A 24,557-nucleotide genomic window follows, 5' to 3' on the forward strand; every position below is an offset into this window, starting at 1 on the left:
GCATGGTACTCTACCCTGGCATCCAGCTTTTCCAGCGCTGTCAAAGCCTTTATTCTTTCCTGTATGGCCGGGTCCTCATTGCCACTGTTCAGTATATTCTTCCAAAGGCGTTTATGCGGCAGCGTTGTTCTGCCCAGTACAATGAAATTGCTCCTTTTCTGGCGCGCTATGGACAGGCTAAGGGCCAGGCCTATGCCTGTGGCGCCGCCGGTTACCAGGTAACTGCCATTCTCCGGGAGCCATTCTATTTCTTCATAAGCCGGTAGCAGTGTTTCTGCACGGCCCAGCTGCGCTACATAACGTTTATTGTTGCGATAAGCGCTGTAACCGATGCCGGTGGCCGTTTGCAGCTCCTGAAAAATAACAGGCAGGTACTGCGCTGCGGTACTATCCAGGTCTATGCTGCGGATATTCAGCCAGGGATGCTCTGCCTGTATGCCTTTCAGCAAGGCTGTATGCATGGCCTGGAAAGGATTAGCGGGATCAGCCGGCATTACCTGGCAGGCATTTACGGTAGTTAACAGCAGGCTGCATCCTTTATCTGAGAACAGGTGGCTGGCTGCTCTCAGCACATTGAACAGCGTATATACACCGCTCATAGCCTGTTCCATTTGTGCGGATAAGGGTCCGTTGATATTACCTGCATCGGATAAACAGATAATACCATTCAGCTGCCCGGCATTTTGCAGCAGCTGTGTTATATCGCTTTCACTTGTTGCGGTGGTGAGCTCCAGGAAATGGATATTATTCTGCTGTGCCATCAGCTGCTGTTTAAGTTCCTGTGCCAGCGGATGGCCGGCGGGTACGGCCAGCAGCAGGTTGCGGCCAGTAAGTGTTTGCTGGTCCGGCGGCAACGCATCCTCTACCCACTGAAAATTATAGCACCAATCCTTCACTTTATCAAAACGGAGATCTTCTCCCAGCCAGCAGCGTTCCCGGTCAAAGCGGTAAGCCGGCAGCTCTGTTCTGTTGCTGGAAGCATAGGGCCATAAGGCGGCCATATTAACCGGCACCTGCAGCTGGAATAAGGTGGCCAGGCAGGTAAGTATATTATCTTTATGCCCGGTGGCCAGGGGCACCACTTTAAATTGTGCGTCTGCAGGCGGCATTTTGTTTATCTGCCGGGAAATATCGCCAACAGGCCCCATTTCCATGAACGCTACCCGTTCGGTTTTAAAACGGTTCAGCAGCGTGGCTGTACGCTTTTCCAGCTCCTGGTCCTGCCCCGGCGTATATTGCAATACGGCCTGCACGGCTTCTTCCAGGGATGTGGCGGCAGTAATGGCGGCTATTACTATTTTACCAACATCGCTCCCTACCATGGTGGTGATATGAACACCGGCATGCGCCAGTAATTTATACAGGCTATACTGGAAAGCAAATTGCTGAAAGTGTGGATTATTGGTCTGCTTTCCGGCCAAGGCTGCACATTGCTGATAAAATTCAGCAAATACAGGATGTACTGCATATGCCTGCGCCAGCTCAGGATAGGCTTCAGACCAGTCTGAGAACAGGCATACCTGTTTAGGATAATCTTCAGGAGAAGATGGCAGCAGCGCTGCATCTGAAAGGGATTGGAGGGAGAGCTCCAGCTCTTTAACAGTGCTGCCCCATACTACAAGCCGGTATTTATGGTGCTTTCTGCCTACGGCCAGCGTATAGCTTACATCTTCAGGTGAAAGCGGGGGCTGTTCTCCCAGCTGTTGCAACAGCGCCTGCATATTTTCTTTCAGGGAAACCTGCGTTTGGGCAGATAACAGTAAAGGGTATACGTCCTTTACAGCAGGCCTGTTGCTGTTATCGCGTGCCGGCGCTTCTGTTACCACCACATGGCAGTTGGTGCCGGTTAACCCAAAGGAGCTTACACCGGCTATGCGCCGGCTGCAGCCATCCGGCAAGGCCCATGGACGTAGTGTATCATTAATATATACCGGTGAGTTTGCAAAATCTATAAAGGGATTGGGCTCATTAAAATGCAGGGTAGGAAACAGCTGCTGCTGTTTTAATGACAGCACGGCCTTTACAAGGCCGGCCAGCCCGGCTACACAGTCCGTATGCCCTATATTGGATTTAACGGCAGATACGGCGCAAAAATGTTTCTTATCCGTAAAGCGGGCAAAGGCCTGGCCCATCCCTTCTATTTCAATCGGATCGCCCAGCTTTGTACCGGTGCCATGCGCTTCGATATAAGTGATCTCCCGCGGATCAACCCCTGCTTTTTCCCATGCTTCCACAATCACTTCTGCCTGGGCGGTGCTGCTGGGGGCTGTAAGGCTGCCGGATAAATTGGCATCCTGGTTCACGGCAGCTCCTTTTATTACGGCATGAATAATATCACGGTCAGCCTGTGCGGCTTCCAAAGGTTTCAGTAATAAGCATACGGCGCCTTCACCGGCGCTGGTACCATCTGCCCCGGCCGAAAAAGTACGGGCTTTACCACCCGGCGATATAATGCCGAGATGATCGATGCTGCTTTTCTTACGGGGAAACAGGTTAATGCTTACGGCGCCTACCAGCGCGGTATCACATTCACCTGCGGCCAGGTCGTTGCAGGCCTGGTGCAGGGCCACCAGGGAAGAGGAGCAGGTAGTATCCACCATCACTGCTTTTTGGCGCAGGTTAAAGAAGCGGGCTACACGGCCGGCCATAATGCTGCTCATGTTACCGGTGTACAGGGTAGGTTCTATTTCACGGGCCAGCTCATAATACTGCAGCAGGGTATCGCCTATATACACCCCGGTGCGGGTGTTATTAAAGTGCTCATAGTTATACCCGGCATTTTCAAATGCTTCATACGCAATTTCCATCAGGATCCGTTGCTCCGGCGACATATTACGCGCCTCTGAGCGTGAGATGCCAAAAAAGGCAGGATCAAAAAGATCAATATCCTCCAGGTAGCCCAGCAGCTGGTATGTTTCTTTCAGGGAAAGGTTCGTGTTCTTTTTACGCCTGACAGATATTTCCCTTACGCTATCGCGCCCGCCTGCCAGGTTTTCCTGAAACTCCCGGAGTGTAGCGGCTTCCGGCATCCTGATGCCTATACCTATAATTGCGATATCCATGGTATTAATATTTAAATGTCTTAGAAATCTATTACCGCTACGGCGGGTGCATTGCCGGTCATGTTACCGGCGCCTGGCTGCAGCAAGCCGGCCTGCTGCCGGATGGTGGGGTGATCGAACAAAGCGCTGATCCTGAGCTGTACATTAAAGGACTGGCGTATTAAATCGTATAGCCGTACTATTTTGAGCGAGTTGCCGCCCATTGCAAAAAAGTTATCGCAAACGCCTACCTGCTGCAGGTCCAGCGTTTCTTTCCAGAGATCCAGCAAACGCGCCTCCATATTGTTCTCAGGCATTACCGGCGGGCCGGCATCATAGGTGGCCTCTGAGGGCGCAGGCAGCTCCTGGCGGCTTATTTTACCGTTTACATTCAGGGGCATTTTTTCCAGTGGTATGCAGTAAGCCGGTACCATAAAAGCCGGCAGGGTTTGTAACAGGTGCCCGCGCATTGTTATTGCAGGTATGGGTGTGGTGCTTGTATAATAACAGGCCAGCTCATAATGGCCTTCCTTATCCGGCACGGCTATTACTACTGTGGCTGTAATGCCCGGGTATAATAAGGCAGCGGCCTCTATTTCCGCCGGTTCTATGCGGTATCCCCTCACCTTCAGCTGGTCATCTGCACGGCCCAGGTACTCCAGCTCTCCGTCTTCCGTCCAGCGCGCCAGATCGCCGCTGCGGTATAAGCGGTTTCCTGTTGCATATGGATCGCTGATAAACCGCTCACTTGTCAGCGCAGTGCGGTTCAGGTATCCATTGCCAACACCGGCGCCGCCTATAAATATTTCCCCGGTAGCATTTACCGGCTGAAAATGTAAGGCTGCATCCAAAACATAGAGCTGTGTATTATGAATGGGCCGGCCAATGGAAGTTACTTCTGCCGGTTTACGTATATCCTTCACCGTGCACCCTACCGTAGTTTCAGTAGGCCCGTATTCATTAAAGATACGGATGGCCGGATTCAAGCTTTTCAGCAGCCGGATCTGCGATTCACGAATGGCCTCACCGCCCAGGATCACGGTTTGTATGTTGCAATGCCCGGGCGTGAGACCGGCCAGCAGGTCGATGTGTGAAGGGGTTAGCTTCAGGGTATTTATTTCCTCCTGCTGTTCAAAAAGATAGAATAACAAGTCAGCTGTTTCCGCTTCGCTGTCAAACAGTACCAGCTTATCGCCACGGAGCAGGCCCGAAAACAGCGCGGTAATGCTCAGGTCAAAAGAAAGAGAAGTGAACAGGCCAAAACAATGACCTGCTTCATTGCTGAAATAATAAGTATTGGCCCATTCCAGGTAGTTAACAAGGTTCGACATATTGATGCCAACCCCTTTTGGCTGCCCGGTGGAACCGGAGGTATACAGCACATAAGCCAGCCGGTCATTTACAGGAGTAACAGGCGCCGGCAGGTTATCTGTTCCTGTTGTATCCAGCAGGTCCATGGCTATCACTTCCTGTTCATAATATTCACTCAGCGCAAATAAATTATCTGAGGTGGTAAGGAGTAAATGGATATCTGCATCCTTCAGCAAAAATTGCTTGCGGTCCGCCGGCAATGCCATATCAACAGGTAAAAAGGCGGCGCCGGCTTTGAGGATGCCCCATACAGCCAGCACCATCAGCTCTGTTCTTTCCAGCATAATGCCTACCAGCTTTCCTTCCCCTGCCTGGTATTGCTGCTGCAGGTAGCCGGCGAGCGCTGTGCTCCGCCGCCGGAGCTCAGCGTATGTGAGCTCTTTTTGTTTATAAACCAGGGCTACCTGGTTTGGGTGTGCGGCAGCCTGCGCTTCAAACCTGTCAACAAGAGCGGTTACCGGGTAGGTTACGGGATGGCCTTTGCCCAAAGCAATCAGCTGCTGTTTTTCCTGCGGCGGTGTTATGTCCAGCGCTGTGATCACTGCATCCGGATGCACCAACACTTCTTTCAACAGCCATTCCCACTGCAGCAGGATCCGTTCCATAAACACAGGCGTGTACACCTCACCGTTATAATCTAAACGTATGGTAAGGCTGCTGCCTGGTATAAAACGGATATTAAGATCATAATGGGGCTTTTCAAAGATATGCGGTTCATAGATCTCAGGCAGATCATTTGTTGTGGCCTCTCCGCTGCTTAGCTGCTGTTCTGTTGAAGGATAGTTATCAAACAGCATAATATGATCTATCAATGCCGGCAGGCCGCTTAATGCCTGTGTTTCGGCCAGGCTCTGGTAATGATAAGGCTCGCTTTCCAGTGCCTGCTGCTGTACCTCTTTTAAAAGCTGTGATACAGTGGTATTGCTGCCAAACCGGATCCTTACCGGTATGGTGTTAATGAAAAGCCCTACAATACTATCTGAGCCGGGAATGGCCAGGGGCCGGCCGGATACTACGCTGCCAAAAACAACATCCTTTGTGTTATTATACCTGGCCAGCAGTATGCCCCATATACATTGCATTATGGTATTCAGCGTTACCTGGCACCTGGCGGCCAGCTGGTTCAGTCCTGCTGTTACAGCAATATCCAGCTGCAGCTCCTGTGTATTTTTTTTGCCGGCTGCGGTGGTCAGTTTCTTTCCCGGCAAAGCCGTGGCCTTTTCAAAAGCCCACAAATATTGCTGCCAGTAAGCTTTTGCGGCTGCCTTATCCTGCTCCTCTATCCATTTAATGTAAGTGTTATATGGCAGCGCCGGCGGCAAGTCAATATGCGTACCTTCCTGCAGGCTGTTATAAATGTGGTAATATTCGCGGATCAGGATGCCTTCACACCAGGCGTCCATCAGCAGGTGGTGATGCGTCCACACAAACTCATACTCATCTGATGATAATCGGAAAATAGCTACCCGCAGCAGCGGGCCGGTGGCCAGCTCAAAAGCCTGCTGCTGGTCCTTTCTTTTAAAATCCTGCAGGTAGGCCTGCTGATCGTTCCTTTCACGCAGGTCCTCAAACAAACAACCCGCTTCCTGCTGCTTTAATACTACCTGTACTGGTCTTTTAAGCCCTTCGTACAGGAACACGGTGCGTAAAATATTATGACGGCTGGTAAGATGCTCTATGCTGGCCTTTACCAGCGCGGGGCGCAGCTTGGGCGCCTTTACGCGGTAAGAGAGCTGCTGGATATAGGCCGGTGCATCGTTATACAAACAGGAGAACAAAATACCTTCCTGCATGGGTGAAAGCGGGTAAAGGTCCTGCACAGCATACTGCCCGCAAATAACAGCCAGGTCCTGCTCACTGATCTGCTTATAGCTAAGGTCCGCAGGTGTAAGTGTTACCTGCTCCCTGGCGGCTGCATAGGTTATAAGCTCCTGTAAGCGCTGCTGCAGCTGATCAAAGAACAATGGTATGTTAGCGGTATTGCCTGCCCGGCTTTCCAGGCCCACATGCAGCCGGCCTTCTGTAATAACGGCTGTTATTTCCAGCGCATATGGAGAAGGGGCTGACACATCGTGCTCCCGGCCGTGTGGCTCATCTGAAAGACTAAAAACCCCGTTGGATGCATCTGCATTAAAATGGCCCAGGTAATTAAAAAGCATCGGCACTTTCACATCAGCTGATAAATGATCATCTGCCAGGTATCTGAGCACACCATATCCAACACCTTTAGCCGGCACTTTACGGATCGCTTCTTTTACCGTGATAACGGCATCTTTCAGATCCTGAACGCTACTGAGGTCAAACACTACCGGATAAAGACTGGTGAACCAGCCAACCGTGCGGCTAACATCTATACCAGGCATTACCGGTTCGCGGCCATGCCCTTCCAGCATAACGGCGGTAGCTGGTGTTTGCCAAACATCTTTAGAGGCCAGGGCTACAGCCGCAAGCAGCAGATCCTGCACTTCCGTATTAAAGCTTCTGTTGGCCCTTCCGGTAAGCAGTGAAGTGTGCACACGGTCCAGTGAAAAGGTAAAACGCTGTGTTCCTTCAAGGGCGGGCTGCGGTTGTACAGGTATTGAAAGCTGTTGAATGGCCTGCAATTGCGCCTGCCAGTATGGTTTTTCTTTTAAAGCTGCCGGGCTGCCGGCATACGCTGCCAGTTGTGCTGCCCAAAGTTTATAAGCATCTGTTTTAAGCGGCAGCTGCAAAGGAAGGCCTGCTTCATACTGCTCATCCAGCGCTGCCAGGTCTTCCAGCAATATGCGGAATGATACCGCATCCACTACCAGGTGATGTACGATGATCAGCAGGCGGCTGCCATCTTTTACGTGAAAAAGTCCCAGCTGCATAAGCGGTCCTTCTTCCAGCTGCATGCTGCGCTGCAGCTCATCTGCGGCTGCACTGAACAGGTCTGCCGTATCATCTTTTTCCTGCCAGTCAAACACCTGCAAGCCGGGTTTAACCGTGGTATCCAGGTTCAGCTGGATCCATTCCCCGTGCTGTTGCCTGAAAACAATACGCAGCGCATCATGATGATCCAGCAGGAATGTAAAAAGCGCAGTTATCTTTTCCGGGGCAACCCGGGTATTATATCGTAACAGTACTGATTGATTGTAGTGATGCGGCGCCTGTGCATGTACGGCAAAAAATTCCCGCTGCACCGGTGTAAGGGGCAGCTCACCGGTTACCGGCTGCTGATCCGGCACTCTTTCCAGCGCTTTTATTACCAGCGCCAGCTCCTCAATAGTGGGGTATTGAAAAACATCCCTTACCTCCATTTTATATCCTATGCCATGCAGCTGGGAAGCCATCTGTATGGCCTTAATAGAATCGCCGCCATTCAGGAAAAAGTTGTTCCGTATACCGGCAGCCGGCATACCCAGCACCTGCTGCCATATGCCGGCCAGCAGCTGCTGCATGGGTGTTACTGCGGGCGTATATACTTCTCCGTTATCATTACCTTCAGCCCATGGATCAGGCAGGGCCTGTTTATTTATTTTACCGTTAACAGTGAGGGGCATTTGTTTCATGATCCGGTAATAGGCGGGCAGCATATAGGCGGGCAAATACTGCTCCAGCGCCGCCTTTACTGCGGCCGCATCCAGGTGCGGATTACCCGTCCAGTAGGCTGCTATTACATTCCTGCCATCTCTTTCCCGGGTAACAGCTACGGCTTCTTTAATGCCCGGGATCTTTTGCATGGCAGCTTCCACATCGCCCAGCTCAATACGGTAGCCATTTACCTTTACCTGGTTATCCAGGCGGCCCATGCAAATAATGTTGCCGTCCGGCAGCCATTTGCCTATGTCCCCGGTCAGGTATAGCTTACCTGTAAATGCGCTGTAAGGGCTGTCAATAAATTTTTCTGCAGTCAGCTCCGGGCGGTTCAGGTAACCGCGCCCAACGCCTTTTCCAAGTATTCCAATTTGGCCATAGCTGCCCACCGGCACCATCCGGTTATCTGCATCCAGGATCAGCACCTGGTTATTGGGTAAGGGCCGGCCAATGGGCACCGGCACATCTTCCTGCAAGGTATCGGGATTCAACAGACAACAGATGTTATCCACACAGCATTCTGTTAACCCATATTCATTAATAACCGCTATCTGTTGTTCATTTGCGGTAAAGAAATCATATAACCGTAACAGTGGTGCCGCCTGTAATTTTTCGCCGCCTATCATAAAATAGCGGAGCTGCAGCGGTAATGCCGGCAGGTCATCTACCAGAATATTTAATAAGGAAGGGGTACCGTCGGTCAGCTCAATGTGACGATGGCTGTAAAAGCTCCACAGGGCGGTGGCGCTGCGTTTTACCGCATCCGGTACTATATGCAGGGTATGCCCCTGCAGCAGCGCCAGGAAAAACTGCTTCCAGAATGGATCAAACACGGTGGCAGCTACTGCCGCCATTTGCATATGCGGGGCTGAGGGGAAAAAGGTATTGCATAAACCGCTCACCAGGTTCACTACCGCTTCCTGGGTTATCATGGCTCCTTTCGGGATCCCCGTAGTGCCGGAGGTGTAAAGTATATAAGCCAGGTTTTGCGGGGTTACTGATAGCGGAAGATTTCCTGCGGCCCCATTCAGCAGCTGCAGCTGTATATCCATCGCAAACACGGCTCCTTCATAGCCTTCCAGCAGCGCAAACTGTGCAGAGTGCGTGATGATAACAACAGGACGTGCATCATCCAGTATGGTATGCAGGCGCTCCTGCGGAGATTGCGGGTCAATAATAAGGAACGCTGCGCCGGCCTTCAGGATGCCCATTACGGCAATACCTATATCCAGCGAGCGGTCTAATAATACGCCGATGATAGCATCTTCCCTAACACCATCCTGCTGTTTTAAATAGGCGGCCAGGCGGTTGGCCTGCTCATTCAACGCAGTATATGTTAAGGGCTCTTCACCGTATTGCAGGGCTATTTGTCCGGGTGTTCTTTCCACCTGTTCTTCAAACAGGGCAGCCAACGTTTTATGTGGAAAGCTGACTGCATTTTCGTTGAACGCAAAGAAAACCTGGTTCCGTTCTGCGGTTGCCAGCAGCTCCACCTTATCCAGGGGTACCTTTACGCTCAGGTGAGCATCCAGCTGCTGCAGCAAATGACTGTAACGGGCCAGGAAATCTTCTGCAGCGGCGTTTTCTATCAGGTGTGCGCTATAACGCAACGTGGCCTGCAGCAGCCCCTCTGTGGTGGGTTCCAGCAACAGCATCCATTTTACTTTCTTTTCATTAATGCCGTCATCCTGTAAGGGAGCATAACGGAATCCTATGCTATGGATCAGCGGCTCCTCAATATTGCGGTCTGCAAAACGGTTGCTCAGAACAGGATAGTCTGTACAGTCGTATATTCTGCTTTCCTGTACAGCGGCAGCAACCTCACGTATATAGCTGCCCATATCCTGTGCTGCATTTATGTGCAGGCTATGGAACAGCGGCATACAGGCATCTGCATCCCGCATAAGCGGGGAGTATACCAGCAGCTGCCTTCCCCGGAAGTATTTACCGGTCAGAAAGCCGAACATAGCCAGGTAGATCACATACTCGCTCAGCGCATTTCCTTTTCCCAGCCGGGAAACAGCCTTTACTGCGGCCTCCGGCAGCATGCTTGTTGCCACGGCCTGTTGTGCATTGCCGGCGCCTGCATGGTAGAAAGCAGCGGGCAAAACAACATCCGCCAGTTTCTTATACCAGTATTCTTCCGCCAGTTTTTGCTGCATAGTTGGATCTGTCATACAGAAAGAATTGAGGCTTCCTTTTTATAAACGATCTCTTTTTCGCCAAACAGCCTTTCTGCATTGATCTGCATTTCCCTGCATACCTGCAGCAGCTTGTTGGATGCAATAATGGGAGAGGATTCTTCGGTGTACTTTAACGACATAATATAATTGAGCCAGGGCTCCTGTCCCATGGCATATACATATACATCTTTCGGCTTAAAGCGGTACACCAGGTCAATGCCTTCTTTAAAATTGCTTCCCCTTAACCTCCGTGAGTGATCTTTTTCCTTTGGCAGCGCTTCCGGCAGCAACGGGCCATAGAGCCAGGAAAGCGGCGCACCGTCGCACTCCATACCCAGGAACAAAACATCTATATCCCCGATCACCTGTTGTATATGCTCATATACTTTGGGTTCGTGATTACAGGAATCTGCAGCCAGCAGAATAGACAATTCATTATCCAGCCTTACATGGTGGCACATTTTTGTGCGGATGTCCAGGTCGGAATGCTCGCCCAGGAAGGGCAGGCCGGTAATAGTACAGCCGGGCATCTCAACGGTATCCAGCTCGTCTATTTCTATCACATTATGGAAGCCCAGTTTATTAAGCATCATCTTTACACTGGGATCCTGCAGCGCGCCGGTGCCATTGCGCGGCACAATAATATACCTGATCTTATGCCGCAATTGTATCATGGTCTCTATCAGAATATGATCCTGATGGTTATGCGTGATCACTACATAATCTATTACATCCGGCAGATCTGAATAAGTGAACCGTGAAATGTGCGAGTTATATCCGTAGCTGATAACAGGATCGGAAAGGATGCTCACATTTTTTGATTCTATGAGGATACAGGCATGGCCAAAATACCGGGTGCGGATGTAATCCCCTTCATATTTGGCATATACTTCGGGTGCATCGGTAGTAAAGAAGGTACGGAACAACGCATCATCTTCTTCCCGGATGCCCATTTTTTCTTTGATATAGCTATAAGAATTGGGTTCCCGCTGCATGCGGAACAGCTCATCCAGTACAGGGCTGTTGAAAGGCATGCGTACATGCACCGTATCTGTAGTTGTTTCCAGCCTGGGCGTGCTCAGGATAAAGGGCCGGTCATCATCTTCCAGCAGGTAAAAGGAAATGCTCTGCAGCTCCGGTTTATAGAATTCACTTTTGTACAACAGCGATTCAAAAAAACGGAAAGAGGGCTGGTTATTAACATCGTAAAACAGCTCTACATATCCTTTTAATATATCCGGCACCTTTTCATACAGCTCCTGCATAGATGCGCCGGTGGCTTCTGTTTTCAACAGCCTGCAAAGCTGCTGCACGGCTTTGGCAAATTCTATTAAGCGGCTGTTATTGGTAAGGGTGGCTTCTTTCAACTGTTTAACCTCTTCCTTACGGTTGCCATCATAATCCATGAACGGGCCCCCCAGCAGCTTGGGATCTTTCACGGCTTCTGCATGGATCTGCGGGGCCAGTATATAGGAGTTCATGATCTTGATATGGCGGCCCAGTATGTTCATGGCTGCCGTGGCTGGAGATATCAGGTGCGGCCAGGCATACCACTGGTCAAACAGGGGTTCCGGCACAACATTACGTTTCAGGTAAACAAAATCGTTTTTCATGGCTTACATAATTTTTTTGTCAGAAACTGAATTCAATACCGGCTATATCCTTGTCCAGCACCGGTGCTGCTACATCTGCCGTGAGCTGCTCCAGGGAAGCATCCGGATTTTGCAGCACCTTTAATAATATTTTTTCCAGGCTGGTGAGCAACATACGGGCAGTACTTTCGCGGAACAGGTCTCCGCTATATTCCAGTGATAGCTGTAGAATGTCATGCGCTGCTGATCCGTGGAACCAGAGGTCGGATTTAATACCGCTGAAATCCAGCGGATAGGGTGTAACATTCAGCGCATTGGCGGGGGGGGACATATTAATGCGGTCATGCCAGGTAAAGCCAATATCAAAAACCGGCGCGCGGTTCGGCTTACGTGTTATCTGAAGGTCTTCCAGGATCATATCAAACGGATAATCCTGGTGCTGGCCTACGGTAGCTGCGATGTCCCTTACCTGCTGTAACAGGGTAATAAAGGTTTCCTGCGGATCCACCTGTACAGCTACCGGCAGGGTATTCACATAAAAACCGATCTGCGTTTCCAGGTCGGGGTGGTTGCGGCAGGCCCAGGGGGTGCCTATGATCACCTGGCGCTGGCCGGTAAACCGGTAGGCTAATGCCTTTATAGCTGCCAGCAGTAATACAAAGGGGCCTGTTCTATGCTGCAGCGCCAGTGTAAGTAATTGTTTAGAAGCGGTGGTATCTATTTCCAGCTCCGCACTACCGCCTGCGGCTGTACGTAATTCCGGCCTTGGAAAATCCAGCGGCAGCGGTACTTCCGTTAACCTGCCGTTGAGCTGCGCATGCCAGTAAGCCTGATGCTCCTGCCGTGCGGTTGTATCCAGCTGCCGGTTATGCCAGGCTGCAAAATCTTTATACTGGATCCGTAAAGCGGGCAGCGTTACATCCATGCCCTGCTCCAGGGAATGGTAAGCCTGCAGCAGTTCGCTGAAAAACACTTCTTCTGACCACTGATCTGTTATAATATGATGCATATTGAGGAAGAAGACATAGCTGTTTGCAGACAGGCGGTAAAGCGCCGTACGCAGCAAACGGTCTGCCGACAGGTTGAAGGGAGCTGCCGCCGCTGTAAGTAGCAGGCGGTTCAGCACAATCGCCTGCTCTGCTTCATTGCGCAGGTCTACGTATTCCAATGGCAATTGAACGGCTCCTGCCGGGTGGATCTGCTGTACAGGCCTGCCGGCAGCCAGCACAAAATTGGTGCGCAGGATCTCATGCCGGCCAATAATCACTTCCAATGCTTTTTCCAGCGCAACGGTATTGAGGTCGCCTTCCAGCTCAAAGGCCTGTGGAATGTTATAGGCATAGGAACCGGGATCCATCTGATAGAGCGCCCATAAACGCTTTTGCGCATGCGACACATCGTAATATTCCTGTGGTGCACATACCGGTATGGGCTCCTGTTCAGTTTTACCCAGGCGCTCTACCAGCGCACTTAATCGGGCAATGGTCTGGTTATTAAAGATCTCCACCACCTTCACCTGCACTTTAAACTCCCTGGAAATGCGGGTGATCAGCTGAATCGCTTTTAATGAGTTGCCGCCTGTTGTAAAAAAAGATTCGTTACGGCCAACCTGTTGTTTCTTCAACACCTCTTTCCAGATCTGTTCCATCTGCAGCTCTGTATTACTCTGGGGAGATTCATATCCTGCAGCGCCCGTGTGCAGGTCCGGTTCGGGCAGCGCCTTTTTATCCACCTTGCCGCTGGGGGTTAACGGAAATTCCTGCAGGTAAACAAAATAAGCAGGGATCATTGTTTCCGTTAGAACAGTACGCAGGAAGGCCCGCAGGTCTTCTGCGGTGATCTGTTTATTGGTATAATAACATACCAATTCATAACGGCCTTCTTCATCCTGCCGGGTTTTTATTACGGCTTCCTGTATGCCGGGCATTTGTAATACCGCCTGCTCTACCTCACCCAGCTCTACCCGCACTCCATTGATCTTTACCTGGTCATCTACCCGGCCTATTACTTCAATAGTCTGATCTTCGAGGTACCTTCCCAGGTCGCCGGTGCGGTATACAAGATCTTCCCGGCCGCTTACCAGCGGATTTTGTACAAACACCATGCTGGTCAGCGCATCATCATTATAATAGCCTTTTGTCCAGTAAGGCGTTTTTATATATACTTCGCCCAGCTCACCTGCGCGGCATAGGTGGTTATGATTAATAATGGCGATGGCGGTATTATCAATAGGCTTACCTACCGGCAGCACCTGCGCGGGATTGGCCGGCAGGGTGGATACCCGGTAAAAGGTTTTGGCCATCGTGGTTTCTGACGTGCCATAGAGGTTAATGATCTGCGTATGCTCACCTGCTGCGGCACGCCATTTCATTACATCTCTTGCATACAGGGGCTCGCCTGCCAGGAAAATATATTGCAGGTGCTGTAATAACTCCTTATCCACCGGCTGTTGTTCCAGCTGCCGGGTGATCAGCTTCCACATGGCCGGCACACAGTGTATAAGACTTACCTGTTTTTTTATGAGCCACTGTACCAGCAGGGCGGTATTATTTCGTGTAGCCTCATCCGGTATATGCAGGGCGCCGCCTACACTCAACGGCAGCAGCACATCCCGGAACGATGCATCAAACACCATACTGGTTAGCTGGCTTACCTGGCAGTGTTCGTCCAGCCCAAATTCCCTTACCTGCCAGCTGATAAAATGCGCCAGTCCTTTTATAGAGCCTACAATAGCTTTGCCGGCGCCGGTGCTGCCGGATGTGTAAATGATATAACTGCTGTCTTTATAACGCGCTGCTACCGGCGGTTCCGGCTGCATGGCAGCAGGTTGCAGCTGTTGTATGCTGCCATCATCCTCCAGCACCAATAATATGATACCGTGATCTTTTAACGCATTGAGTAAAGCTTGCGCCCGGGGTAAAAGATCTTTGGTCACTACCAGGCAGCTAAACCGGGTTTGTTTATAAATGTCCTGCAGCTTCTTGTCCGGGTAGGCGCTGCTTAATGGCAAATAAATAAGGTTTGTTTTGAAAAGCGCCAGCATGGTGGTAACCCATTTAATACCCGGCGGCATTAGTACAGCGGCCCGGTTGCCGGGTTGCAGCCCAGCCAGCTGGCAGGCTTCCGCCAGCTTATCCACCCCGGCTTTCAGCTGTTTGTAGCTGATGGCGGCATTTTCTTCTGTGATGGCAATTTTATCAGCATGTTGTACGGCATGCTGTTCCAAGATGGTATGCAGTAATTCCTGGCTCATATTAAGCGATTGATTAATCAACATAAGTGGCATCCAGTGGCCACGCTTTGTATTCATTTTTCCAGATGCGGCTCAGGTCCTTTTCCAGTAAGGAGAACAGGCTGGGGTCGCGTTCCATATTTTTCCGGATCAATGTTTTTTCATAGTGGAAGCTTTTGGTGTCCTCATCAAAAGGCAGGTTGCCAAAATCCAGGAAACGGATGGCGCCATCCACATCGCGGATACAGGTAACTTTATTCTGATTGTAAATATTGGGCGACCAGAAAATGTCCAGCACACCGGTTTCCAGGGCTTTTACCATGCCTTTTGAAACCATTCCCCCACCCAGGTCCAGCACTGCCTGCATGATCTGGTTCACTTCATGTATGATACGCTGCGTTTCCTCACGGATGCGGGGTTCATTCACCTTCACCTCTTTAGCTACGGCCATGGCCTTTTTACAAAGCTGCAGCGCATTTATATTATCGTTGGTAGTGGGGATGCGGAATGATTCTGCCGCGGTTTTCACCATCATTTTGGTGGCCTTCGCCAGGCTGGCGGTGATGCACGAATTAAAGATCAACTCTTCTGAGCGGGCATAATCTGAAGGGAAAGCCGCCATATACTGATGAAATACCGTGGTAACGCGGCATTCCTTAAAGCCAAAGCGGTGCAGGTATTTGTTGGCGCATGTTTCCAGTGCGCGGATAGCGGCAATATCCTGGATGCGGTTGCCCTGCTCCGCATAACCCAGCGCCAGGCTTTTTACACCCTGCTGCGCACTTAGCAAAGCCTGGATCACATTTACCGAAATGGCAATGGAAGGCGCTATCAGCGTGGCGGTGAGCACACCAAAATATTCGCGGTTCACGGCAAACCCCGTATGCTGCTCATACAATGCGCACAAACGGTCAATGTATTGCCAGTTCTTTACAGATTCAACAGGACTGGTAAGCTTATCATACGGCATCAGGTAACAGATAGCGCCGCCTTCCAGCCCTGAGATGCCTGATTGCAGGGCTATTTCGTAGGTAAAACGGTGATCAGGCCCGCCGGCACGAAGCTGGAAAGGCGTTCTCATACTGTTCACCAGCCGTTTCACTTCGCTTACCCCATACACCGGAATAGGAAAGCCGTTCAGCGCAGATGTTTTACGGCCCAGGGAAATATCCCTGAACTCCTTTGCCTTTTCATAGAGCTTGCTGCGGCAGGCGGCATCCAGCTGCACGGAGCTGATATCGCTGCCGGCCAATTCCAGCGCCTGCAGCTTACTGATCTGCTCTTTTATATCGGCTACGCCGGTACGTGGCTGCAGCAGCACGTTACCACCGCTTTTTTTACGCTGCCACAACAGGCGGTCCAGCGAATAGCGGGGTTTTTCAAAGTGATCGGGATTCACATCAGTGCCTGTATGCCATTCCGTGAGCACCAGCTTACGCTCCATTTGCAGGGCATGCTCACTGTAACGGCTATCCGATAAACTATCATAGTTCAGGGGCGGGTGTACGCGGATGCCCTTCCCTGCCCTGGCAGCATTGCGTTTGGGAATGTTATAACGTACAATATCTTTTTGCACATCATCCAGTATAAGGCTAAATGCTACTGTTTTGGGGTATACGTTGGTAAATCCCATTGAAAGGAATTTCTTCTTTACCTGGTGGTCCGACATGCTTACGGCCAGACTGCCACCCAGGTACCAAAGCTTAGGGGCATCATTGGCCAGCTTAAAGGCATGGATGGATTGTTCAAAGTCCTGCAGATACAACTCCGCATGCCCGTTCTTATTGGAGATCATAATAATATCGAACGAGGCAGCATACTTAAAAAAATCTGCAATGCTGTTCCGGATCCCCAGGTTCAGCACATTAAAACCGGCCTCCCTGAAACCCAGCGCCAGCAGGCCAATGCCTATAGAATGCGCATCGTCGCCCAATCCGCCTATCAGTAATTGATGTTGGTCCGGCATATAATTATTTTAGAGGGTAAACAAGGGTCTCAACTTAAATTGTAACAATACTTTACAGCTTCCATGGCCAGCAGGTCCATTACATCGGCATAGGGAATATCCAGGGCATCTGCGTTCAGCAGAATAGAAACTTCCGAACAGCCGCCTACGATCATATCCACCTGCTGCGCTCTGAGCTTGTCTACTGCGCCAAAGAACAGCTGCTTTGCCGCATCGCTGATATTACCGGATTTCAGCCCTCCGGGCATATACAGTGATTGCATGAACAGGGTTTCCTGCTGCGCATCATCCAGCGTAATAAGGTTTATACCGGCATCGCCTAAACGATGAAAGATCCCTGCCTGTATAGCGCCGGTGGAGGCCAGCAGGCCTATGCGCCGCACATCCGGATGAGCGGTCTGCAAATAGGAGCACAGCGCATTCACCGGGTGCAGTATGTGTGCGGGCGTATGCTGCTGCAGCTTATCGTAATAGTAATAAGCGGTTACGCAGGCCATCATGATCGCTTCCACGTTATAGGTACTAAATCCGCTTACGGACCGGATCAGCTCTTCCTCGGGAGAAGGGCCTTCATATAGAATGGCCCGGGTACGGTCGGGTATGCAGGCGTTGCTGTGCAACAGGATCTCAATAAAATCCTGGTCCCTGGTTACGGGTGAATAGTCCACTACTTTCTGCATCAGCAATACGCCGGCGCGGGCGCCCATGCCGCCTATGATGCCCAGCTTTTTCCTTTGGGGAGGGGTTGTTTGCATAATTTGCAGGCTTGCTTATTTGCAGAGGTATACCACTATTTTCCGCTGCCCGGTATAAGGCATGCGGCCATGGCTGGTTAACATATTATCTACCAGCAGCAGATCGCCCTGCTGCCAGGTACGCAGCTTTCTTTGCTGCTCAATAGTGCTGATCACCGCAGCTACTGTTTCATTGCTGATCTTTGTACCGTCTCCGAAAGATGCATATAACGGCAGCTCTTCCTCATCACCGTTCACCAGCTCCAGCAAGCCTTCATAATACTCCTGCTCAAAGTGCGAAGGGTGATAGAGCTCCGCTACACTGAACCAAACCTCTGCGCCGGTTTTAGGATGTTTACGCACCGGCGGGCGTATGGCTTCCAGCTTTAATCCGCCGTCTGGTTTCCAGTGCCATAACATCGCTTCTTTCTGACAGTATTGCTCCACCAGCGCTTTATCATTTGTTTTAAACGTTTCCTGCCAGGAGGGTCCCAGCCCCTGCCCGTTGTGCAGGTTACGCACATACCTTACCTGCTTACGCCGGTATTCTTCTACAATGGCGGGGTCCAGCGCACGCAGTACCGCACGGCTGTCGGCCAGCGGTGTTTCGCCACCGGTTGCCGACGGAATAAGACAGGCAAACAAAAGCCGGGAAGGCCAGTAGTTTGCATAAGACAGCTCGTTATGCATTTTAATGGGAAAGCTGGCATCGTATTCCGTAGAAATGTACACGTTGGAAGACAAGCGGCGGCGCTGATAGCTGATATCAATATAATCCGTAAACTCCTCCTCCATGGCGCCGGCTACCGCACCAAAACTTTCAGTGCTGTCAAGCTCCAGTCCCTGTACCAGCAGGGCGCCGCTTTCCAGCAATGCGGCTTCCGCCTCATTCCGGTGCAGGTTATACCATGCGGCAAATTCGGCAGGATCCGTTTTACCTGCAAATTCCAGCACATGTGAAAATCCCTTTTTCTTTATTTCAGGATAAAAAATAGTGGACATAAGGAAAGTGATTTGGGTATGAAGAAATCAGAGATCAGGTAATCCAAACAGTTCCAGGAATATGTTGAACGTAAGCACTACTATCAGCAGATCATTCTCATAAGAGGTATGCAGCCTGAAGTTTTCCTTACTGTACATTTTTTTCAGCCGCTCAATTGTGTCGGGGTTAAAATATCCCTGCCGCCTGATCCGGTCATAGGAAAGCAGATCATTGATCCAGGGCAGGTTGCTACGCAGCAGCTCCGGGCTGCCCGGCGCCACCCAGCCGTATTTTTGCCGGGTGTAAATTTCCTGCGGCACATATTTAGCTGCTATTCTTTTCAGAATATATTTCTCCACCAGGTTATTCAGCTTCAGGTCATAGGGAATGGTTTTCATAAATTCCACCACGTTGATATCCAGGAACGGATACCGCCCTTCTACCCCATTGGCATAGTTCACACGGTCGCAATGATCTGCTATCAGGTGATCTGATAAACGGAGCTTAAGGTCCAGGTACGAACGTTTGTTGAAGTGATGCCGGTCGCGCAGCTTTTCTTTGTCAACCAGTTCATGACGGAAACAGTCAAACTCCGTATACCTGTGCTGCAGGGTACTGGCATACATGGCCCTTTTTGTTTCTTCCAGCTCCCTTTCATTGTTCTCATAAAAAAAGGATGGGTCTCCCCATAAGCGTTCCCGGATATCTTCATCCAGCAGCTCCTCTACCTGTTTAATACCTGCCGTGGCATGGTTGGTCATGCGCTGTACATCAAAGCGGTAGCCGAAATACCCACCCAGCAGCTCATCTGCCCCTTCGCCGGAAAGGATCACCTTTACTTTTTTTTCCCGCACTTTTTCGGAAAGCGCCAGTGAACAGGTATTGTAGGTTTCGCGCAGCGGCGTTTCAGAAAAGTATACTGCCGATTCCAGCCGGCGCTGTACTTCCATGCTGTCAAAAGGCACTGCGTTGCGGTATGACTGTACATGGCTGGCCATGAGCTGCTGATAATGACTTTCATCTATTTCATGATCACCGGGAAATACAATGGAAAAGGATTCATAATTCCGGTCGCCTGTTTTTTTCATTAGTGCGCCTATCAGGGAAGAATCTAATCCGCCACTGAGATAAAAGCCTACCGGCACGTCCGCATTCAGGCGGTATTTAACGGCCTGCAGCAGCAATGCTTCCAGTCCTTCTTCATAATATGCGTCCGGCTTGCGTTCCACCGGTTCCGACATGGTTGGATAATAAAGGTCCCAGTATTCGCGCTGAACAGCCTGCGTATCTTCCAGCCACAGGTAGTGTCCCGGTTTAAGGCTGTGGATATCCCTGAACATAGTGGCAGGGCTGATGTTGCCTGGTAAGGAAAAAAGCTGGTCCAGCCCTGTAAGGTTCACCTCCCTGCGTACCTGCGGATGCTTCAGCAATGCCTTGATCTCCGAAGCAAACAGCCAGGAATCCTTTACCCGTGTGTAAAACAAAGGGCAAATACCGAAATGGTCTCTGGCCAGGAACAGTGCCTGTTTCTGCTGATCGTACAGGGCAAATGCAAACTGTCCGTTCAGCCGGTGCAGCAGCGCAGTGCCGTACTCCTGGTACAGATGCACAATCACTTCCACATCACAGTCTGAAGCAAAGCGATAACCTTTTGCCTGCAGCTCCTGCCGCAGTTCTTTATAATTGTATATCTCTCCGTTGCATATTAAAGCAACCTTCCCATCGCTGCTGAAAAAAGGCTGATTACCATTAGTGGTAATATCAATAATACTAAGGCGTTTAAAGCCAAGGCCTGCCTGGCTGTTCACAAAAACAGCTTCATCATCCGGTCCGCGGTGATGCAGGGCCTGGGTCATGGCAGCAACAAATTCCTTATTTACTGGTTCTCCCCGGAGGGTATTAAAAATGCCGGCAATTCCACACATAGGGTTACATTGGTTACAGGCTCATATATCCTGTATAGCTTTTATAAAATCGTCAAAGATGGCTTTTTCCTGCTGGGAGGCGGGGGCTATGGCCGCCACCATAGCAGCGACAGGCGGATTTTCCGGTACCTGCTGCAGAATAGAGATAAATCCATCCCTTACCTTTTCAATAGTGCTTTCTTTTATTAAGGCAGTATCATATTCCATCAGCACATCCAGCTGGCCGTTGTTCTCAGATACCAATATCAGCAGGTCAAATTTGCTGATATGAATATCCGGCTCTATGCTTTCCACTTCCAGCGCCTGCATGGTATTGGCATTATAACGCCGGCTGTTATCCATATTCTGCAGGGTAAGCATAATATCAAACAACGGGGTACGGCTCATGTCCCTTTCCAGCTGCAAGTCATCAACCAGCAGATCAAACGGATAAACGCCGTGCTCATATGCCTGCAGGGTATTTTCCTTTACTTCCTGCAGCAGCTGTGCAAAGGTGAGCTCCGGGTGAAAGCGGGTACGGATGGCCAGGGTGTTCACATAAAAGCCCATCTGGTTTTCCAGGTCCACATGGTCGCGGTTGGCCAGCGAAGTGCCTATTGTAATATCATGCTGTCCTGAAAAGCGGTAAAGCAGCACATACAGGCCGGTGAGCAGCACCATAAACAAAGTGGCATTGTGTTCAAGGGCACAGGCGTTCAACGCTTCCAGCACAGCATTGTCAATCACAAATTCGTGTATACGTCCCTGGTAGCTCTTTACAGGCGGCCTTGTAAAATCCGAAGGGAAGCCCAGCGGCGGCGCCGGTTCGCTGAACTGCTGCAGCCAGTATTGTTTATGCGGTTCAAATGCTCCATTCCTGATCTGCTCATTTTGCCAGGCGGCATAATCTTTATATTGTATTTCCAGCGGAGGCAGCGGCTTTAGCCTGCCTTCCGCAAAAGCGCGGTAAAAAGTAAGCAGGTCATGTATCAACACCCCGTTCGACCAACCGTCTGTTATAATATGATGCAGGTTCAGCAGAATAATATAGTCCTGGTTACCGGTCTGTATCACCAGCGCATCCAGCAAGGGACCGGTGTGCAGGTCAAAATGCCGGGCCGCCTGCCTGTTGCAATGGGCCAGCGCTTCTGCTTCAGGACTGGTATGTTCCCGGTAGTCATAGTAGTGCAGGGTAAAACCAATTTCAGCGGTGGTAAGCACTGTTTGCAGCAGCTCATCGCCCTCCATGGTAAATGTGGTACGCAATATCTCATGCCGGTCAATAAGCGCTTCAAATGCTTTTTCCAGCAAAGGAATATTCAGGGGAGAGCTTACTTTATAGAGCCCCGGCTGGTTATAGGCTATTGCCCCTTCCGGCGACTGGCTTAGGATCCACAATCTTTTCTGGGCATGGGATACTTCATACTGCGCTTTTAGCGGCTGCTTTTTGATCTGTAACATTCCGGCAGGTGATTGCAGCACGGCAGCATCCAGGTAAGCAGCTAAAGACTGAATGGTAGGGAAGCGGAAAAAATCATCAAAGCTAATGGCAGTATTAAACTGCTGCCTTACCCGGTTAATGATCTGGTTTGCTATCAGCGAATGACCACCCAGCTCAAAAAAATTATCATCATAGGCCAGTGGCTCCTGCTTTAACACATCTTTCCAGATCCGATAGATCTTTTGCGCTGTGCCGGATATTTCTTCTATATAAGCTGTCAAAGCTGCTATGGTGGGATAGTCAAACAGATCTTCAAAATCCAGGCGAAGGCCAAAGGCGGTATTTATACGGTTAATTACCTGTGTGGCTTTGATGGAATCACCGCCCAGCTCAAAAAAGTTATCGTCCGGGCGGCAATCTGCCAGCTGCAATATTTCTTTCCAGTATTTTTTCACGTCGCCGGCCAGGCCTGTGATTACTTCTTGCTGTACCGGCGCTGCAGTAACTGCAGTGGTAAGTGGCTGCTCCCGCAGCCAGCTGCGTTTTTTACGGAACTGGTAGCCGGGCAGCGGGATACGTTTACCCGGCAGATGAGCGCTATATTTTTTCCAGTCTGCAGGCGCCTGTTGTTCGTACAAAACCTTTACCAGCAGATCGCGCTGTTCCTGGTTAACAAAAGTACATGCCTTCAATGCAGCGGCCTGCCGTTGCAGCTCCTGTGACAAGGCTCCTGGCCGGCTTCCCATGCTTACCAGCACTATGCGGCCTTTTTCTGTTTCCCGCTGTAACCAGGCGGCTACCCGGTCAGGCAGGTTATCTGTATTATCTGCAGCTGCGCCGGATAATTGCTCCCAGGCAGCTGCCAGGGTTATTTCACCTTTAATAACAGCTACCATATAACGGCCGCCGTTTGCCGCCATGATGTCCGTTGTGCTGATACCGCGTGCTTCCAGCCATTTATAAAAGTCGTACTGGGATTGATAGTGAGCCAGGGTATTATCTCCTTCATCCAATATGAACACCAGCTTATGCAGTGGTTCTGCTGCTGCAGGCTTATTGCTTTCAAGCCACTGATGCAGCTGTTCACGTGCCTGTTCCATACCGGCGGCGCTTATTGCTACCCGGTGCTCATAATGTTTACGGCCCTGCCAAAGTGTATAGCTTATTGCCGGCAACAGATCATCCTCCACGGTGTTGAAATATGCCAGCAGCGCTTTTACATTATCAACTAATGCTTCAGGTGTTTGTGCGCTTACCGGCACTAGGTAAGCCGGCAAATGTGCTGCGGGCAGCGCCGTAGCTGCCGGTGCTTCTTCCAGCACCATATGGCAGTTGGTACCGCTCAGGCCTATGGAGCTTACGCCTGCATAACGCGGGCCGTTTTCAGATAGCCATGGCCGTAGCTGGCTGTTCACAAACACTGCCGACCTTTGAAAATTGATCTGCGGATGCGGCGCTTCAAAATGGATATTGGGGAACAGCTCCTGATGCTGCAGGGATAATACCGTTTTCAGCAAACCTGCTATACCGGCCGCTGAACGGGTATGGCCTATATTTGATTTGATCGTACCTATAGGACAAAATTGTTTATCATCCGTATAATCATTAAAAGCAAGGGTAAAGCCGCCTACTTCAATATTATCACCCAACACCGTTCCCGAGCCATGCGCTTCCATGTATCCCGCCAGGCGCAGATCTATGCCGGCTTTTTTCCAGGCCATCCGGATCACCTCTGCCTGTGCTTCACTATCCGGCGCTGTAATACTGGCGGAGCGGCCTGCATTGCAGTTCACCGCCGATCCTTTTATAACAGCATGGATAATATCACCGTCTGCAAGTGCTTTGTCCAACCGTTTCAGCAGCACGCAGGCTACTGCTTCCCCGTGCGACATGCCATTGGCCTGCGCGGAAAATGCTTTTGATCTGCCGTCCGGCGCATCCAGGTCCAACCCTATGGGCTCCTTATACGGGAAAAGGTACAAATTGGCGCCACCGGCCAGCGCCAGATCCGCATCGCCTAATATCAGCTCATTACAGGCCAGGTGCACGGCCAGCAGGGACGATGAGCAGGTAGTATCTACTGTAAGCGCATTACCCCTGAGGTCAAACTGCCGGCTGAGCATAGAGGCCAGGAAAGCTTTGGTATTTCCGGACGCCAGTGTAGGCACAAAGGTTTCTGCCAGCTTATAATATTCCAGGGAAGCATCTGCTATAAAAACAGCGGTATTACTTCCTTTCAGCTGGTCTGCAGCATAGGCTGCATTTTCAATAGTTTCATATGCCACTTCCAGCAGCAGCCGCAAATGCGGGTCCATGGTCTGCGCTTCGCCTGCTGATATGTTGAACAGCTGATGATCAAATACATCTATATTTTCCAGGTAACCGCAGGTCATATATTCCCGTTGCGGATCAAGCGTTGTGCTGTTGATCCTTTCTGCGGAAATACTGCCCACGCTATCTTTCCCCTGCGCCAGCAAACTGTATAGTTGCTGCAGGTTCCCTGCACCGGGAAAACGTCCGGCCATTCCAATGATCGCTATATCTTTCTGCATT

9 protein-coding genes are annotated in these 24,557 nt (G+C 50.6%); all 9 read right to left on the reverse strand.

Annotation, left to right across the window (positions count from 1 at the left end; all coding sequences use genetic code 11):
• A partial coding sequence (locus tag VIM87_RS05680; protein WP_331996043.1) for a type I polyketide synthase occupies positions 1 to 3,062 on the reverse strand: 3,062 nt, incomplete at its 3' end.
• Between the two features lie 20 nt (positions 3,063 to 3,082).
• Positions 3,083 to 10,147, reverse strand: coding sequence for an amino acid adenylation domain-containing protein (locus tag VIM87_RS05685; RefSeq protein ID WP_331996044.1), 7,065 nt, complete (start codon positions 10,145 to 10,147; stop codon positions 3,083 to 3,085).
• Positions 10,144 to 11,766 carry an MBL fold metallo-hydrolase gene (locus tag VIM87_RS05690; protein WP_331996045.1) on the reverse strand — a complete coding sequence of 541 codons (1,623 nt, stop codon included), beginning with the start codon at positions 11,764 to 11,766 and terminating at the stop codon, positions 10,144 to 10,146. The genes VIM87_RS05685 and VIM87_RS05690 overlap by 4 nt, the downstream gene beginning before the upstream one ends.
• Before the next feature lie 19 nt (positions 11,767 to 11,785).
• Positions 11,786 to 14,998, reverse strand: coding sequence for an amino acid adenylation domain-containing protein (locus VIM87_RS05695; protein WP_331996046.1), 3,213 nt, complete (start codon positions 14,996 to 14,998; stop codon positions 11,786 to 11,788).
• A gap of 13 nt (positions 14,999 to 15,011) precedes the next feature.
• Complete coding sequence (locus VIM87_RS05700) at positions 15,012 to 16,943, reverse strand: methylaspartate mutase subunit E (RefSeq protein ID WP_331996047.1); 1,932 nt, start codon at positions 16,941 to 16,943, stop codon at positions 15,012 to 15,014.
• Positions 16,944 to 16,972: 29 nt separating this feature from the next.
• Positions 16,973 to 17,698 (reverse strand): aspartate/glutamate racemase family protein, encoded by a 726-nt coding sequence (locus tag VIM87_RS05705; protein ID WP_331996048.1) that lies wholly within the window; start codon positions 17,696 to 17,698, stop codon positions 16,973 to 16,975.
• A 15-nt stretch (positions 17,699 to 17,713) separates the two neighbouring features.
• Positions 17,714 to 18,679, reverse strand: coding sequence for a TauD/TfdA family dioxygenase (locus VIM87_RS05710; RefSeq protein WP_331996049.1), 966 nt, complete (start codon positions 18,677 to 18,679; stop codon positions 17,714 to 17,716).
• Positions 18,680 to 18,706: 27 nt separating this feature from the next.
• On the reverse strand, positions 18,707 to 20,584 hold the full coding sequence (asnB, locus tag VIM87_RS05715) for an asparagine synthase (glutamine-hydrolyzing) (RefSeq protein ID WP_331996050.1): 1,878 nt from the start codon (positions 20,582 to 20,584) through the stop codon (positions 18,707 to 18,709).
• A 21-nt stretch (positions 20,585 to 20,605) separates the two neighbouring features.
• Entirely contained in the window at positions 20,606 to 24,556 is a 3,951-nt protein-coding gene (locus tag VIM87_RS05720) for a condensation domain-containing protein (RefSeq protein ID WP_331996051.1), read from the reverse strand.
• Position 24,557: the final 1 nt, after the last annotated feature.

This window comes from Chitinophaga sp., from assembly GCF_036569125.1.
GTDB lineage: Bacteria > Bacteroidota > Bacteroidia > Chitinophagales > Chitinophagaceae > Chitinophaga.